Genomic DNA, 15,320 nt, shown 5'->3' with positions numbered 1-15,320 from the left:
CTCGTCACGTCAAGACGCAGCCCTGTCCAGCGACTGAATGACCGTCTGAACTAAGCCACCGTGCCCGGCAATGAAGGAACCCGAGTTCAATATCCCTCTGTCTGGCCAAAGTGGTAAAACCTGGCCTCCAGCTTCCTCGACGATCAGAAGGCCCGCTGCAATATCCCACGGCCCCAGATTGCGTTCCCAATAAGCATCAAGCCGACCTGCAGCCACATAGGCGAGATCTAGAGCTGCTGCGCCCCAGCGCCGAATACCAGCGGTCTCCGGCATCAGAGCAGCAAGGTCGCGCAGGCAGTGGGGAAGATGCGTAACCCGACCTCCGGAGGGCACTCCGGTCGCCAGGAGAGCCGCAGTCATCGCTGGATCTTCAGAGACCCGGATCAAGTTACCGTTTAGGGAGGCGCCTTGACCCCGCTCGGCAGAGAACGTTTCGCGTTTTACAGGGTCGTGTACGATTGCGCAAAGCGGTGTGTCACCTTGATACAAGGCGATGGAAACAGCCCAATGTGGCAAGCCCTTCAAGAAGTTCGTGGTGCCATCGAGCGGGTCGACGATCCAGCGTAGTCCGTCCACCTCACTTTGCCGCTCGCCGCCTTCTTCACCCAACCAACCATACCCGGGAAAGGCGTGATCAAGGCATATTGCAATCGTTCGTTCCGCTTCATGGTCGGCCTCGCTCACGAAGTCACCGGCTGTTTTTTCAGTGATCCGGAGACCTGCTTGGTTCTGCGATACGTCCAAGAGCCCTCTTGCGGCCAGAGCTGTCGCCTTTCCCATGATCCGCAGCGTTTCTGACGCATTGGACGGAAGATGAACAACATCGGCCGCCTGCTCAGGCATCGTAACGCACACGATGGCATAGGGTGGATGGATTGGCGAGAATGGTGCCGTAGTCGTTCGCCAGATCAAAGAAGTCAGACTCGGTTGCAATCAAGGCGTCGAGTTTCGGGTCGGCAAGCAGGCCAAGCGCTTTGGTCAGCCGCCGGGCAAACGTCCAGCGCGCGGCGCGATGGGCCGGAATGCGCCCGACTTGAGAGCTGATGATCTTTAGGCGGCGTTGGTGAAAGCGCCCGCCAAGCGGAACATCCGTGGATTTTGCGCCATACCAGCTTGCCTCGACAATGCTGGCCTCCAGCCCCGCAAGTTCAATGGCGGACGACAGGCCAGCATTCGTTGCAGAGGTGTGAATCACCACATCGACTTCGCCGGCTGCCGCCTCGGGCACCGCGAAGGCGCAGCCTAGCTCTGCGGCCAAGGCTTGCCGTCGTAAATCAATGTCGATGAGCGTAACCGTAGTCCCGGGGATCCGAGCCACCAGATATCCGACAAGAGCGCCCACCACGCCACACCCCACAACAGCGACGGTATCACCAGCGCCAATACCGGCATCCCATGTGATATTCAGTGCCGTTTCCATATTGGCTGCGAGAATTGCCCTTTCGGCGGGCACGTTCTCTGGCAGGGTGAATGCTGCCTCAGCAGGCAAAGCAAAGCGGGATTGGTGCGGGTAAAGGGCGAAGACGCATTGACCGGCGCGCTCGGTATTGAGCAGTTCGCCCACCGCCGCATAGCCGTATTTCACGGGAAACGAAAACGCGCCCTCCTGAAACGGCGCTTGCATGGTCTCGTGTTCGCTTTCCGGTACGGACCCCGAAAACACCAAACGCTCGGTGCCCCGGCTGATGCCGGAGTAGAGGGTCCGGATCTCTGCGTCACCCTCGCGCGGCAGAACGTCCACGCTTCGAAGTTCGGCCTGTCCGGCGGAGGTGACCCAGAGCGCTGATGCCTCGGCAGATGTCACAGAAAATGCCCGGATTTCAACGCTTTGATCGAGAGGTAGCCCTGATTGTGCACGGTTTGACCAACGCGCAGTGGCAAGCGTTCCGTAACTGTGATGCCGCTCTCGGCCAGGGACCGCTCTTTACTTGGGTTATTCGTGAGAAGGCGAATGTTGGTGATGCCAAGCTTATGCAGCACTTCGGCCGCCAGACGGAAATCACGTTCGTCATCTTCAAAGCCAAGCTGGTGGTTCGCTTCGACCGTGTCCAAACCTTTTGACTGCAGGTCGTAGACGCGCATCTTGTTTGCCAGTCCGATCCCGCGACCTTCCTGGTTCAGATACACGAGAAGGCCAGCACCTTCCTCGGACATTCTGGCCAGGGCAGCCCGAAGCTGCGGGCCGCAATCGCATTTCAGACTGCCAAGGACGTCACCGGTAAAGCAGGCCGAGTGCAAGCGGGTGAGAATCGGTTTCGTGAGGTCGGGGGACCCAATTTCGATGGCGTAGTGCTCGCGCTGGCCATCGGGATCACGGAAGACATGTAGGCGGCTCGCATCGTGAACCTCTAGCGGAAGCTGTGCGGAGGCAACGGGGGCAAGCACAGGCCGATCAGCCAACTCCTCCAAAGCTTCGCCTGCATTGAGGCTCATGAGCGGTAGGTCCGCGAGCGTAGGGCTGCTTTTGGCAAGCCGGAACAGCGCGAAAGCCGGGATCAACTCCGCCGATTTAATCAGGCCCAGTCCCGCTTGGTGCAACTGGGTCTCGCCAGCGCGCAGCACATGCAGAGGACCGACCGAGCCGGACCTGTAATCAAATTTTGTATCAATGACGCGCTGATACCACGCGAAATCTGCGGCCTCCGGTGGTCGGATCCGGACCGGTCCTGCGCCTAGGTTTGCCGCAGCCGCAAACGTCATGACAGCGCGAGCCCGGCTTGCGGAGATCACAAGCTCTGGCACACCAAAAGCCACTCGCAAGGCGGCGAACCGGTCTTCCGTGACGGTTTCCAGCGGCACAAGTAGGGCGCGGTCAGGCCCGTTGGTCAGAAGGCAGGGGATGCCCATCGCAAGATCGCCACGCACCCGGTTTACGCGTTCGGTTCGATTGGGCATTAGGCTTTGACTGAGCATTGTGTTCTCTTCTTCTGCTTTGCGCCGCGACTCCGCAGCTCATGCATTTTCGTTCGTTTTAATGGGCACAAGGAATGGCAGTGGGTCTGTTTGCCGCAAGAACGCAATCGAACAACACATCGGAGCCAAGGTCATAGGTATGTGTTTCCGGGCGCATCGCCTCGGCAAGCGACGGTATGGGGGTGGTTGACAGGCCTTGGGGTCCAGAGCCGATCAGGAGTGGTGCAATTGCAACATGCAGCCGGTGAAGCAAACCCGCCTCAAGAAACTGTGCAATGGTTACACCGCCGCCTTCGACAAGTACTTTTTGAAAGCCAAGGCCGCGCAGGGCTTGGGCTATGTCATGCGCCGAAATCCAGCCATCGCGCTTCAGGCGGATCACCTCGACATCATCGGCGCGCGGTGCGTCGCAAGCCTGGATAACGATACGGCGCGCGCTGGTGTCCAACAGCAGCCCGGCATCGTTGGGCAGGCGACCATTGGGATCGATAACGATGCGGGCCGGGTTCTCTCCCTCGGCCAAACGCACGGTCAGTTGCGGGCTGTCGTGGAGCGCTGTCTTCACACCGATAACGACAGCGTCTGCGAGCGCGCGCAGACGATGCAGATGCGCCAGACCGTCCGCGCCCGAGATGTCCTGCGCATCCCCCGAAACGGTTGCGACGCGGCCGTCCAAGGACTGACCGATCTGGGCAAAGAATTGTGGCACCTCGGTCGCGCTCGCCAGAGCGCCATATAGTCGAAGCGCGTCGCGCTCATTGGATGACCAGTCACCGCAGCAGAGGCAAGACGTACCAGATTTCACTGCGAGTATCCTTTTCCACACTGCCTCTGTTACGCTTATCCGCTGCATTTTATTCTCGTTTCTCTTTCAGTTTTTGATCTCACGGCAGACACGAAATCGATTGGGAGAAGTAAGCCTTTGTATCAAATGGAGAATTTTTCAGCAAATCAGTCAGCGCGGAATGGCTAATAAGTCGGTATGCCCGATTGATGCGGTCGAGTTCGCAAGTATCGCGCGCCTGTCGTCAAGCCAGATGTCCGCCGTTTCGCACCCAACCTCCGCCGCTGCATTTCTGATCCCTAAAAGGAGTTCCGCATGTAGCGCAGCCTGCCCTGCCCCCAACTCCCAGGGGCTGTCACCGGTCACCACGTCGAAACCATGTTCCTTAAATACCCGTTGGGCTTCGCTGGCAGCGTGAGGTCCGGTGGCCCGTCCAATGCCTTTGTCGCGCAGTTGATGAATGTTGAACGACGACGTGATCTTGGCATCGTCCGGCAACGAAGGCGTCCAAGACATGTGGCCATTATAGTTGAGCGCGGCATAAAGCGGCAGGCCTGCCGCATACAAGCGCTTCGCCAGCCCTTCAATCCAGCTGATAGGCATCAGATCCAGCAGCGCCGAAGCTGTTACGAGCCCAGCGCCATCCAGTGGCAGCGCGTCGACATTCCGCAGATTGAAGCGGATCTGTTGCGAACCGGGGTGACGCCGCGCAGCGACATGAAGCAGTTTCTCATCCGTATCCAGAAAGTGCCATGCATCGTCTGGCACGGTGCCCTTGAAAGCGCGTGCAGTCGACCCGGTTCCGCTTCCCAGATCAAGAACGGCCTTGCCCGCCCCGACACACTCGGCCGCACGCGCAAGCAAGGACGGATCGCGAGCGGCGTGATCAACCGGCTCCCGCAGGTCCAGCCAATCGGGCAAAAACCCCATCTCAGACATCTGCCTCGTACCAGCCACGGGCGACATGACTTTCGTGAAGCGAGACTTTGATCCGGCAGACGCGCCCGCCATCGCCCAGACCGGTGGTTTTCACGTCGGCCCGAAGCTGCTCCCAAATGTGATGGCAGAGGAACTCGGTCGTCGTGATCTTGCCCTTAAAGGCGGGCACCTCGTCCAGATTGGCATAGTTGAGCGGCTTGAGCGCGCGGCTCAATGCGTCCGTCGCAAGACCGATATCGACGACGAGACCGTTTTCATCGAGGTCCTTGGTAAAGAAGGCGGCATCGATCACAAAGGTCGCGCCATGCATACCTTGCGCGGGACCAAATACTGGCGACGGCAAGGAATGAGCAATCATGATGTGGTCACGTACTTCTACAGCAAACATGGGTGTCCTTCGATTTTCTTAGAAGTTGATCTGCCGCTATGGGCAGTTGGATGATTGATTTCCCGTGGGATTGGGGTGTTGTTGCGCGAGAACTCTCCGATGGAAACGATGGCCTCTCACGCGTACGAAATGGCAGATTTTTCTTGCATCACCTGGAACATCCATCGCTGCCGCGGCAATGACGGGCGGGTCGATCCTGCGCGGACCGTGGCTGTTCTTGCCGAAGAAGTGTGGCGCCCAGGGACGGATGCGCTTCTCCTTGAAGAGGCGGATGAGGAATGCCCGCCCCATGCGGGCTTGCTGGATATCGCTGAAATAGAGCGCATCACGGGGCTCACCTACATTCACCAGTCTCCGCAGCATCGCTGGGCCGAGCAAAGCCACGGCTTTCTGGGCACAATTCTGTTCTTGCGTGCTGAGATCAAAGTTGACTCCGTCGTGCTTGTAGACTTGCCCGGTCATTGCCATCGGGGCGCGGTCGTCACCGAACTCTCGCGCGGGGGGCAGCGTTTCCGGCTGATCGGCACCCACATGTCGCTGACGCAAGTCTTGCGTCTGGTCCAGTTGCGCATCATCAGCCAGCATATCATTCGCAAAGACGACATGCCGACGATCTTGGCAGGGGACCTCAACGAATGGCGCCCGTGGGGTGGTCTGGCTCTGTCGCCGAAACTGCTTGGACACCGCTTTCACGGTCCGGCCAAGGCGACGTTCCCGATCCAGCGCCCGTTCTTGCCTTTGGACAGGGTTCTTGTGACCCCGCCTGCACGGATCATCGCCACAGAGGTTCTTGATGGGCCCGGCATTCGCCTGGCGTCGGACCATCGACCCCTGGCGGCACAAGTTTCTTTCGGGAACTAGAGCAAGCATCAGATCACACGTCACCGTCTCGCTTGCGGGTCCAGCGGTGCAGCCAAACGGGGCTTTGTGGGGTGCCGTTGGTGCTCCGCAAACTCATGCGGATTTCCGCGGTGTCCAGCTCATGCGGAGCAAAGAGGAATGTGATCCGCGTGCTTTGCCCATCTGGCAAAACAAAGGCGCTGGCCCCGAGTATCTCGCCTCCCTCAGAGCTTGAAATCAGCGGCGTCGGATCTTCCAGCACGCTCGCCACATCAATGACGTAGCGGCGATGGCCGGGCCGCTCATGTTCCTGCCCGCTTCGGTTCTGGAGGATGCGTGGCAAGACGCCCATGTCTGGGAGGTCTCGCGTCCACGTAAGACGATAGGCAAATCGGTACTCCTGCCCGGGCTGAAGCGCCGCTTCGGGGCGCCAGAAGGCTACAGTGTTGTCTAGAAACTCGTCGTCCGTCGGCAACTCGACCAGCATGACGGCACCGGCCCCCCACGGTTCCAGCGGTTCGACAAAGGCCGAGGGCCGATCATGGTAGCGCGCCTCCGTGTCCTGAAAATCCTCGTAGGCGCGGGCGGTCTGATAGAGGCCGAAGCGCCTGGGCGAGGTATCCCCAAAGGCTGATGTTTCGACAGCGCGGGGGTTGGCAATAGGCCGCCAGAGAATTTCACCCGCACCGTTTTCGATGACGAGAACATCGCTGTCGTGAACCCGCGGGCGGAAATCGTCAGAGACGGCCGCCAGCATCGGTCCTTTCAGATACATGGAGGTCAGGGGCGCGACCCCAATATCGGTGATCTCGACCCTTGGGAAAAAGGTCGTGACGATGTCCATCTCGGTCTCGGCCCCTGGCCGCAAGGTCAGGTCCAGATGCCCGGTTAGCGAGGGGCTGTCGATCATCCCTTCCACTCGTATGGCGTCACCCTCTGCCGCGTGTAACCGGACATGGGTGAACCGCGGAAACTCCTCGGGCCCGCCGCCGCCGGTGCCGATGGCCACCGTGCGTGCCGAGAGGCCATAGACCATTGCCTCTCCGATCGCGCGGAAATAGCTCGCCCCCTGCATCACGAGGACTTCGTCCAGGCGGTCCGGTGCGTTCACTGGGTAGCGCAGGCGAAAACCAGTGAAGCCTGCGCCATGGCTGGTCTGCGGAATGTCGTCAAAATAGCGCGGATCGAAAGAGAAAAGCTTTGGGCTGAAAGCGATTTCCCGAATGCCACCTTCCGTCACTTGATCGAACTTTATCGGGTCGGGGAAATAGAGCCCTGGTGGCAGCAAATCGAAGGCAAACTTGGCCCCGTGGGGGATCATCGCGGCCTTTCCGGGTAAGGGGCGAACGCCGCGAAACGCATCGTAGCCCAGATCGGCGAAGGGCGGCGCCAGCGGCATGGTATTCGGCTCATAGGGGCGAAGTTGCGCTGCGCGGGCGAGATCGAGAAGCGACGGTTCGGACTGCGCTTGAACGGTAGCGGGCAGCGTGGCAGAGGCCAGTAGTGCTGTGGAGCCTAGCAGAAAACAACGCCTGTTCATCTTGGCAACTCGTTCAGTCTGGGCATGAGGATGGGGGCGCTCAGCAAAGGTACAATCACGAGCGCCAGCCAGAAGGCACCGGTTGTGCCATTCGCGATGGCGAAAGCCGACATCACGATACCCAAGCCGGCCTCTTGCCAACCAAGCGGCAGCGAAACGCGTTCGGTCGACGGGGATTTCCACCCACAATCGCGTCCCAGAAGGACTGAGCCAACAAACGTGGCCTGACGCAACATGATAAGCGGCGCGAGCAGCGTGGACAGCATCAGTTCAGAACTCCAGGCACGTAGTATGATGCGACGGCGTTTGGCTGTTTTGGCGCGTGGCAGCCAATCAATCAGGGCGCAGATCTTTGGAACAAGCAGTACCGCCGCGATCGAAAGCACTGGTAAGAACCCCCAGATGGAGATCTGGCCGGAACTCAACAGGACCAACAAGACCAGCCAGATGGGCGCAGCGAGATAGCTAAAGATCCCCGTCAGCAGGTGATACCGGCTCAGTCCGCGAAGCCCCGGATCACCCAATAGACGCAGGTGCTGCAAATTGCCCTGACACCAGCGCCGGTCGCGCTTGAAAAACTCTTCCAGTGTCTGGGGCGCATCTTCAGCACTGCCGGCAAGGTCTGGGCAAAGCTCGACACTCCAACCGACCCGGCGCATCCATGCGGCCTCGATAAAATCATGGCTCAGGATCGAGCCGCCGAAGGGCGCCGAACCCGACAGTTCCGGCAGCTTGGCGGCGGCGCGGAAGGCCATAACACGCATGATCGCATTGTGCCCCCAGTAATTTCCTGTCTCTCCCGACCAGGCCGCGAAGCCTCTGCCAAAGGTCTTTGACAAAAGACGTGACGTGACACGCTGGTATCTTCCAAATCGCGTCCGGCCGGGGATCAGGGAGATGCCTGCCTGGCAGAGGCCCAAACCGGAGTTGCTCTCGATTTTCCAGATCAGATGACGAATGCTCGCAGCTGACATGCGGCTGTCTGCATCAAGCACCACCATGTAGTCAAAAGACGATCCATGCGTTTCCAGCCAGTCCGCGATGTTGCCTGGCTTTTTGTTCGTTCTGACCGTGCGACGGCGATAGAAGACCCGGTCACTGGAAATCAGGCCCTCCATGACTTGCTCTTCGCACGCGCAGGCATCGCCGTCCGATGTGTCGGAGAGCACAAATATGCGTGTGCTGTCGGCAAGACCTTCACGCGCAAGCCCGCGGGACAAACCATTGAGAAACTTTGCCACGGGTTCCGGATCTTCGCCGCAAAGCGTGAGCAGCACGGCTGTCTGTCCCTCCGGCTGCCAACCAACCGGTTCTTCGGCAGGCTTGGCCTTGGACATAAGCAGGCCAAGGATCGACGTTGCTGCACCGCCAGAAATCCATAGCGCATTCGCGGCCATCAGCGGCAAAACCGACCACGCCACCCAATTCCAGGTGTCTACGGCTTGAGCAAAAGCAAAAACCAGCACAAAGGAAAAGACGGCGAGCAGAAGCAGAAACAAGGCGAGCTGCGGTCTGGGCCATCGAATGCTGGCCGTCATCCCGGAAACCCCTGCTGCTCTGACTTGCTTCATCGTCGACACGGGATTTGCCCCCAAGCTTCTCACTCTGACTAAGGCGTGCAACAGCGCGCACCAGTACGGATACAATTCTCCCAGGCCAGGGACTTAGCGCGCGTCCTTGGAAAATACCGGCCACATGCGCGAGAAAATGCCATCACGCCGGACCAGGCCATGAAACGCGGCCGCGCCCACATGCATGGCGACCAGCGCAACGATCGCGTAGCCCGCGTAGAGGTGCACCATCTTGGCGAACTCGGCCAAAGCATCGGAACGCGGCACAAGGGCAGGCACACCCAGAGCATCAAGCGCTTCGATGGGGAAGCCCCCGGCACGCACCCGGATGTAACCCGAAAGCGGCATGATCAGCAGAAGCGCATAGAGGCCCACATGCGTCGCCCGCGCCGCGAATTCCTGAAGCGCAGGGAGTTCGACGGGCTTGAGCTTTGGAGGATTGAGCCACCGATAGATGAGCCGGGCAACGATCAGGATCAGCAAGAGCGTTCCGGTGTTCTTGTGCGCGATGAACATCGTATTTCTGATCTCGCGGCTCAGTGTTTCGTTCAGCATGAGAAAACCGACTGGAATCATGCCCAGAACCAGCAGAGCCATCGTCCAGTGAAGCAGCCGCGCCGGCAATTTGTATTTCGTTGCAAGGTCTTCCATAATCCGAACTCATTTTTTTGCGGTTTCGTGAATACTACGCCTTGCCCGAACGTATTATTCCCGACGACCGAAAAAAAAGGGCGAGATCATGGAAGGCTCCTTGAACAAGACTTCGGAAGCTCGGCGGTCCGGCGCGCCGGGGCTTGGCTATCTTCCGCCTTCGACTGCCTTCAGCGTCGCCTCTGTCTTCGGTGCCGGGGCTTTGATCCTTGTCTCGGCTCTGTTCTTCGGCGCGGAAGACAGCATGGAAAGCGTCGGTGTGGCCCTGCTGGCCTACCTCGCGGCGACGGCGTTCAGCACCTATGCGATCCACCACAGCTATCCGCATGCCAAACTCGGACTATGCAATCTCGCGACGCTTGCGCGCCTTGTGATCGCCGGGGTTCTCTTGGTCGCACTGCTGGAGCGGGCGATGCCAAGTGCGGGTTTGCTGGTCCTTGCGATCCTTTCCTTATCCCTTGACGGAGTGGACGGCTGGTTGGCGCGCCGCGAAGGGTTATCTTCAAGTTTTGGGGCACGGTTCGACGTTGAAGTCGACGCGGCCTTTGCCCTGTTGCTCGCTGTCTATGCCGCCCGTACCGGAGTGGCTGAGGCATACGTCATTCTTTTGGGCCTGCCGCACTACCTCTTTTGGTTGGCCAAACATCTGTGCCCCTGGCTGGATCAGCCCTTGCCGCCCAGGTTCGGTCGCAAAGCGGTCTGCGTGATGCAGATTTCAGCTCTGATCGCACTTCTGGTGCCGCAGTTTGATGGGATGGTGATGGATGCCGTCATCCTGACCGTCGTTGCCGCGCTTGTGTGGTCCTTCGGCCGCGACATCCTCTGGCTGTACGGGAGGCGTTCGTGACCGCTAAGCTGGTCAAAGAGCGGGTGATGATCGTCGGCGGGGCGCTGTTGGCCGCAATGGTGCTGCATCTTGTCCTGATCCAGCCCAATCATCCTGATGCAGTTTCCTGGCGGGCTCTCCTGCTTTTCCCTTTGGAACTGCCTGCCATCCTGCTTGCGCTGATAGCTTTCGGTCAGGGCCGCCTTGGGTCCTGTTTCCGCCTCTGCCTCGTCGCGGTGCTTGCGGTTATCGCTGTGTTGAAAGCCGCCGATTTCGCGATGTTTTTGGCACTCAATCGTGGCTTCAACCTTGTCGCGGACTTTCCTCTTATCGCCTCGCTCTACCAGCTTACGGTGGGCGCTTTTGGCCCCTTGGCTGCAGCCTTGTCTGTTGTCGCAATAATGCTTGCCGTGGTTGGGCTTTTCGCGGCGCTCTGGTGGGCATGTGGGTATTGGGCGCGTCTCGCCGTGCCGGTTCCGGTCGCCGTTGTTTCCGGTGTCGCGGCCACGCTTATGACCGCCGTTGCGGTCGTGGATGTCGGGGCCAGAATGGGCAAGTGGGCGGCGCCCACTTCGATACCGGGCACGGCGTTCACAGCAAGGGTCGGCGTCGAGCGATATCAGATGATCCGCGACACGCTGGCGGATTTGCGCAACTTTCGCGCCGAAGCTCAGGATGATCCATTTGCCCAGCAAGACGGACTGCTCGATCTGGTGGATCGAGATGTCATTATCGTCTTCGTCGAAAGCTACGGACGGACGAGCTTTGATACACCACTTTTTGCCGATCTGCACCGGGAAACGCTTGAGGCCGCAGAAACCACACTGGATGCCAAGGGACTGAGCATGGCATCGACCTACTTGATCTCACCGACTCAGGGCGGTCAAAGCTGGCTTGCGCATTCAAGCTTTGCCAACGGGCTGTGGATTGACAATCAAACGAGCTACCATGCCGCGCTAAGCAGCGGGCGGAAAACGCTCTTTCACCTAGCAACGCAATCGGGGTTCGGCACCGCCGCCGTGATGCCGCAGATCACGTTGCACTGGCCCGAGTCGCGCTCCATGGGGTTTGACACAATCCTGGCGGCGGCTGACCTCGGCTATGAAGGCGCGGCTTTCAACTGGATCACCATGCCGGACCAGTTCACGTTCGCGGCCATGGACCGATTTCTGCGGACGCCCGGGGCCGATGACGATCCGCTTTTCATTCAGGTTGCCACCGGCTCCTCCCACGCCCCGTGGGTTCCGGTACCAGACTTGCTCGACTGGGACGACTTGGGCGATGGGACCGTCTTTAACCCCATCGTGGAGGCAAGCGACACGCCGCGTGAGGTCTGGCGGGATCATGATCGCGTGCGCGCGCAATACAGACTTGCCGTCGATTATGCGCTTCAGACGGTCTTCGCCTATGCCGAGCTTCATGCCGAGGATCCTCCGCTCATGCTCATCATCGGCGACCACCAGGCCGCTGGGTTTGTCGCGTTGGACGAAAGGCCCCATGTGCCCCTGCACATCGTCGGTCCAGAGCATCTTGTGGGGCTACTGGCTGACGACGGCTTCTCTGCAGGACTGATCCCTGACGCAGAGACGGAGCCGCGCCCAATGTCAGCCTTACGAGCCCATCTGCTGAATGCGCTCACATCGACCAATGTAAGGCAGGCCGCGCGATGACCCGGGCAGGAATGCTGTCCAAGACCCGCTTCTGGTTCGCCATGCGCTGCGGCCTGACCATCGCGGTGCTCGTCGTTCTGTGGCACGCGGCAGGCGGTGGTGCAATTGCCGAAACGTTGGTGCAGGCCTCCCCCTTTTGGTTGTTGGCCGCGGTCGCAACCTTGATCCTCCAAACGGCATTCTCAGCGCAAAGGTGGCGACTAACGGCAGCGCAGCTTGGGCAGACCCTGCCTACCAGCTATGCGCTGAAGGAATACTTTCTGTCCCAGGCCTTCAACCAGGCTTTGCCGGGTGCCGTTGCTGGAGACGCCGCCCGCGCAGTCCGTGCTCGTGATCAGGGTGGCTTGCTTGTTGCCGGCCAAGCGGTGTTCTTCGAGCGTCTGGCCGGTCAGATCGCCATGTTCCTGACTTTGGCGGTGGCTTTCCTCTCGACCCTACTTGTTGCAGGCGGGCTCGACTGGCCCCCGGCCTTGGGCGCCACGTTGCTGACAGTGGTGGGCATCGGGGCGGCGTTGCCGCTTGGCGTTTGGGGGGTTGGCCTGCTTCAGGGAGAGTTGGCAGCCAAGGCGCTCCGCTGGCTGCAGCCAATGGGTGTTGCACTGTTCGCCAGCCGTGTCCTCCCCGGACAAATTCTGTTCGGAGTTGCGATCACGATCTGCAATTTGGCTGCGTTCGGGTTCGCGGCCCGGGCGGTCGGCGTGGATCTCTCACTCATCGAGATTGCGGCTCTGGTGCCCGTGATCCTTTTCGCGATGCTCATCCCGCTGACGGTCAGTGGCTGGGGCGTGCGTGAGGGCGCAGCAGCCCTGCTTCTGCCGATCGCCGGTATCTCCGCGACCGACAGCGTGGCCGCGAGCGTCATGTTCGGTCTGGCATTGCTGATTGCTGTGATCCCGGGCGCACTGATGGTGATGGCACGATGACACGGCCCCGGATCGCCTTTGCCGTTCCTGGAAAGATCACGACGCTGACCGGCGGCACGATCTACGATCGGCGCGTGATCGAGAAGTTGCCGGCGCTCGGTTGCGATGTTCAGCACATTGAACTGCCGAACAGCTTTCCCGCCCCCCCGCCGGACGACATGGACCATGCGCTTGCTCAGCTGTCCGATGTTCCGCCAGATGTCCCCTTGATCGTAGACGGGCTGGCTTTCGGAGCGCTCGATCCAAGGCGCGTATCTGGGATCCAATCACCGCTCGTCCCGCTCGTTCACCATCCGCTGGCGGAAGAAAGTGGGCTGACAGAGGGTCGCCGCAAACATCTTTTTGAAACGGAGCGCGCAAATCTCAGCCACGCCCACCATGTGCTGGTTCCCAGCCCACACACGGCCGAGCTTCTGACCCGCAAATACGATGTTCAACGTAAGAACATCACCATTGCGCGGCCTGGAACAGATCGGCCGCGCCTCGCGGCCGCCCCAATCGACCCGCCACTGATATTGGCCGTCGGCATACAGCTGCCACGTAAGGGGCACGACGTACTGATCAGGGCCTTGTCGCAAATCAAGGCGCTGGAATGGCAGGCTGTCATCGCCGGCGCGCCGCTCGATCCTGCTTTCTCCGACGAACTGCGCGCCTTGCGGTCCGATACAGGCCTGGATGAGCGGCTCAAGTTGGCCGGGCGGATAGAACGCGACGAGCTCGAGCGGCTCTACGCCAAGGCCTCGATCTTTGCGCTGGCCACTCGCTACGAAGGATATGGCATCGTCTTTGACGAAGCGCTGTCCCATGGATTACCGATCGTCTCCTGCGCGGCGGGGGCCGTTCCGGACACCGTGCCCCACGAGGCAGGCTTGCTGGTTCCGCCCGACGCGCCGGATGCCTTCGCCGACGCATTACGAACCATGCTGACCGACCTGTCTTTCCGACAGGGCTGCGCCGCTGCGGCACGCATAGCGGGTGATGCTCTCCCGGGGTGGGACGACACCGCAAAGGCCATCGCGGACGCGCTTGAAGAAATCCTTGTCATTCAGGTTAGTTGAGGGGCCAATGTCAAAAAGCTCTGCACAGGTGATGTCGCGGCCAGGTCGGAAACAAACGGCCATCGGGCGCTCGCTTGACGTCTACTACCGGGACAAGGCGCGAACAGCCCAGATGGATGCGTTGAACGCCGCGTTTGTCCGGAAGGGCAGCCTGGTCTTCGATATTGGTGCCCATGTCGGGGACCGCACGGGCAGCTTCCTGCGCCTTGGCGCTGACGTCGTGGCGCTTGAGCCGCAGCCCTCAGTGTTTCGCGCGCTTCGCCTCATCTACGGCCGGTCGGAGCGTGTGATGTTGCATCAAGCCGCCGTTGGTGCCCGTGAAGGTGACCTCAGACTACAAGTCAACAGCGCTAATCCTACGATTTCAACGGCGTCGTCTGAATTGATCGCCGCGGCCCGGACCGCGGAGGAATGGCAGGGTCAGGTCTGGGACGACACGATTGAGGTTCCCATGACCACCCTTGACGCTTTGATCGATCGCCACGGGCTGCCGGATTTCGTCAAGATTGATGTTGAGGGTTATGAGTTGGAGGTGCTCAATGGGCTTTCGACATCGCTGCCCGCTTTGTCGTTTGAATTCACTATCATTCAGCGAGACCTGGCCTATGCCTGCCTTTCTCGGCTGGATACTCTGGCGACTTATCAGTTTAACTTCAGTCTGGGTGAAGAGCATTGCATGGCCCTACCGGATTGGGTTGATGGAGAGGAACTGAAGGCAGACCTGGCCCGGTTGCCAATGTCTGCCAATTCGGGTGATGTTTTTGCCCGTCGCACTTAAGATGAGGTGCACGCCCTGACGCCTCACCGGCGTCGCAAAGGCGGTTTTCTTTGTTTTACCAAGCGCGGTTGGCACTTACTTCTCTAGCGCGTTGCTCGACTTCGTCGTTTGCCCGTTCTCCGCAACATGAACTCGATCGAGTTTGATGCTCCGGGTTGCCTGCACGTCCCGCGGCCACCTAACAGTGCATAGATTTATAGGCACAGCGGATGTCTTTTGTTGATGTCGCCGGCGTAGCAAGAGTGAAATGGGATTGCGTGCACCGTTTCAGACGCGGTCTTGTGTCCGGCTTGTTCGCGCGGTCTTGACCGCTGGCCCTGATGGGATCCGCAGATCAGGTTCCTAACTGCTTTGCGGGCAACAGCGGCCGGGGCATTCGGCGGAGTGTCCTGATCCTTGCGGCTGACGGGTACACCATCACATCGTTGGTCTTGCTATC

The 15,320-nt window shown here is 60.0% G+C and carries 15 protein-coding genes; 6 read left to right on the top strand and 9 right to left on the bottom strand.

Going from position 1 to position 15,320, the window contains the following annotated elements; translation table 11 throughout:
* Nucleotides 1-9: 9 nt before the first annotated feature.
* The 6 genes from AADZ90_RS21720 to AADZ90_RS21695 form a co-directional block, all read right to left on the bottom strand.
* Nucleotides 10-843 (bottom strand): inositol monophosphatase family protein, encoded by an 834-nt coding sequence (locus AADZ90_RS21720; RefSeq protein WP_367312675.1) that lies wholly within the window; start codon nt 841-843, stop codon nt 10-12.
* Nucleotides 836-1,804, bottom strand: a complete 969-nt coding sequence (locus tag AADZ90_RS21715) for a zinc-dependent alcohol dehydrogenase (protein ID WP_367312674.1) — start codon at nt 1,802-1,804, stop codon at nt 836-838. Before AADZ90_RS21715 ends, AADZ90_RS21720 begins: the two co-directional genes overlap by 8 nt.
* Nucleotides 1,801-2,913, bottom strand: coding sequence for a GTP cyclohydrolase II (gene ribA, locus AADZ90_RS21710; protein WP_367312673.1), 1,113 nt, complete (start codon nt 2,911-2,913; stop codon nt 1,801-1,803). Before ribA ends, AADZ90_RS21715 begins: the two co-directional genes overlap by 4 nt.
* 58 nt (nt 2,914-2,971) lie before the next feature.
* Complete coding sequence (locus tag AADZ90_RS21705; RefSeq protein ID WP_367312690.1) at nt 2,972-3,622, bottom strand: RibD family protein; 651 nt, start codon at nt 3,620-3,622, stop codon at nt 2,972-2,974.
* A gap of 246 nt (nt 3,623-3,868) precedes the next feature.
* On the bottom strand, nt 3,869-4,636 hold the full coding sequence (locus AADZ90_RS21700) for a methyltransferase domain-containing protein (RefSeq protein ID WP_367312672.1): 768 nt from the start codon (nt 4,634-4,636) through the stop codon (nt 3,869-3,871).
* Nucleotides 4,629-4,994, bottom strand: coding sequence for a 6-pyruvoyl trahydropterin synthase family protein (locus AADZ90_RS21695; protein WP_411997150.1), 366 nt, complete (start codon nt 4,992-4,994; stop codon nt 4,629-4,631). The genes AADZ90_RS21700 and AADZ90_RS21695 overlap by 8 nt, the downstream gene beginning before the upstream one ends.
* 129 nt (nt 4,995-5,123) lie before the next feature.
* Between AADZ90_RS21695 and AADZ90_RS21690 the strand changes: the two genes are divergently transcribed.
* Entirely contained in the window at nt 5,124-5,885 is a 762-nt protein-coding gene (locus AADZ90_RS21690) for an endonuclease/exonuclease/phosphatase family protein (protein ID WP_367312670.1), read from the top strand.
* Between the two features lie 13 nt (nt 5,886-5,898).
* Here the strand turns inward: AADZ90_RS21690 and AADZ90_RS21685 are convergent, their stop codons facing one another.
* From AADZ90_RS21685 to AADZ90_RS21675, 3 genes are all read right to left on the bottom strand, one after another.
* Entirely contained in the window at nt 5,899-7,404 is a 1,506-nt protein-coding gene (locus tag AADZ90_RS21685) for a glucan biosynthesis protein (RefSeq protein ID WP_367312669.1), read from the bottom strand.
* Nucleotides 7,401-8,903, bottom strand: coding sequence for a glucans biosynthesis glucosyltransferase MdoH (gene mdoH, locus AADZ90_RS21680; protein WP_367312668.1), 1,503 nt, complete (start codon nt 8,901-8,903; stop codon nt 7,401-7,403). Before mdoH ends, AADZ90_RS21685 begins: the two co-directional genes overlap by 4 nt.
* Nucleotides 8,904-9,068: 165 nt before the next feature.
* Entirely contained in the window at nt 9,069-9,626 is a 558-nt protein-coding gene (locus AADZ90_RS21675) for a cytochrome b (protein ID WP_367312667.1), read from the bottom strand.
* A gap of 202 nt (nt 9,627-9,828) precedes the next feature.
* Here AADZ90_RS21675 and AADZ90_RS21670 point away from each other — a divergent pair, with 202 nt between their 5' ends.
* Genes AADZ90_RS21670 through AADZ90_RS21650 form a run of 5 tightly spaced genes read left to right on the top strand, consistent with a single transcriptional unit; the run spans nt 9,829 to nt 14,881 of the window.
* A complete protein-coding gene (locus AADZ90_RS21670; protein ID WP_367312666.1) occupies nt 9,829-10,473 on the top strand; it encodes a CDP-alcohol phosphatidyltransferase family protein in 645 nt (214 codons plus the stop codon).
* Nucleotides 10,470-12,122 carry a sulfatase-like hydrolase/transferase gene (locus AADZ90_RS21665; RefSeq protein WP_367312665.1) on the top strand — a complete coding sequence of 551 codons (1,653 nt, stop codon included), beginning with the start codon at nt 10,470-10,472 and terminating at the stop codon, nt 12,120-12,122. The genes AADZ90_RS21670 and AADZ90_RS21665 overlap by 4 nt, the downstream gene beginning before the upstream one ends.
* Complete coding sequence (locus tag AADZ90_RS21660; RefSeq protein WP_367312664.1) at nt 12,119-13,045, top strand: lysylphosphatidylglycerol synthase transmembrane domain-containing protein; 927 nt, start codon at nt 12,119-12,121, stop codon at nt 13,043-13,045. Before AADZ90_RS21665 ends, AADZ90_RS21660 begins: the two co-directional genes overlap by 4 nt.
* Nucleotides 13,042-14,103 carry a glycosyltransferase family 4 protein gene (locus AADZ90_RS21655; protein WP_367312663.1) on the top strand — a complete coding sequence of 354 codons (1,062 nt, stop codon included), beginning with the start codon at nt 13,042-13,044 and terminating at the stop codon, nt 14,101-14,103. Before AADZ90_RS21660 ends, AADZ90_RS21655 begins: the two co-directional genes overlap by 4 nt.
* Nucleotides 14,104-14,110: 7 nt before the next feature.
* Nucleotides 14,111-14,881, top strand: coding sequence for an FkbM family methyltransferase (locus tag AADZ90_RS21650; protein WP_367312662.1), 771 nt, complete (start codon nt 14,111-14,113; stop codon nt 14,879-14,881).
* Nucleotides 14,882-15,320: the final 439 nt, after the last annotated feature.

Source organism: Aestuariibius violaceus (assembly GCF_040779325.2).
Classification (GTDB): domain Bacteria; phylum Pseudomonadota; class Alphaproteobacteria; order Rhodobacterales; family Rhodobacteraceae; genus Aestuariibius; species Aestuariibius violaceus.
Note: the sequence above shows the minus strand (reverse complement) of the source record. Positions and strands in the feature narration are given on the sequence as shown.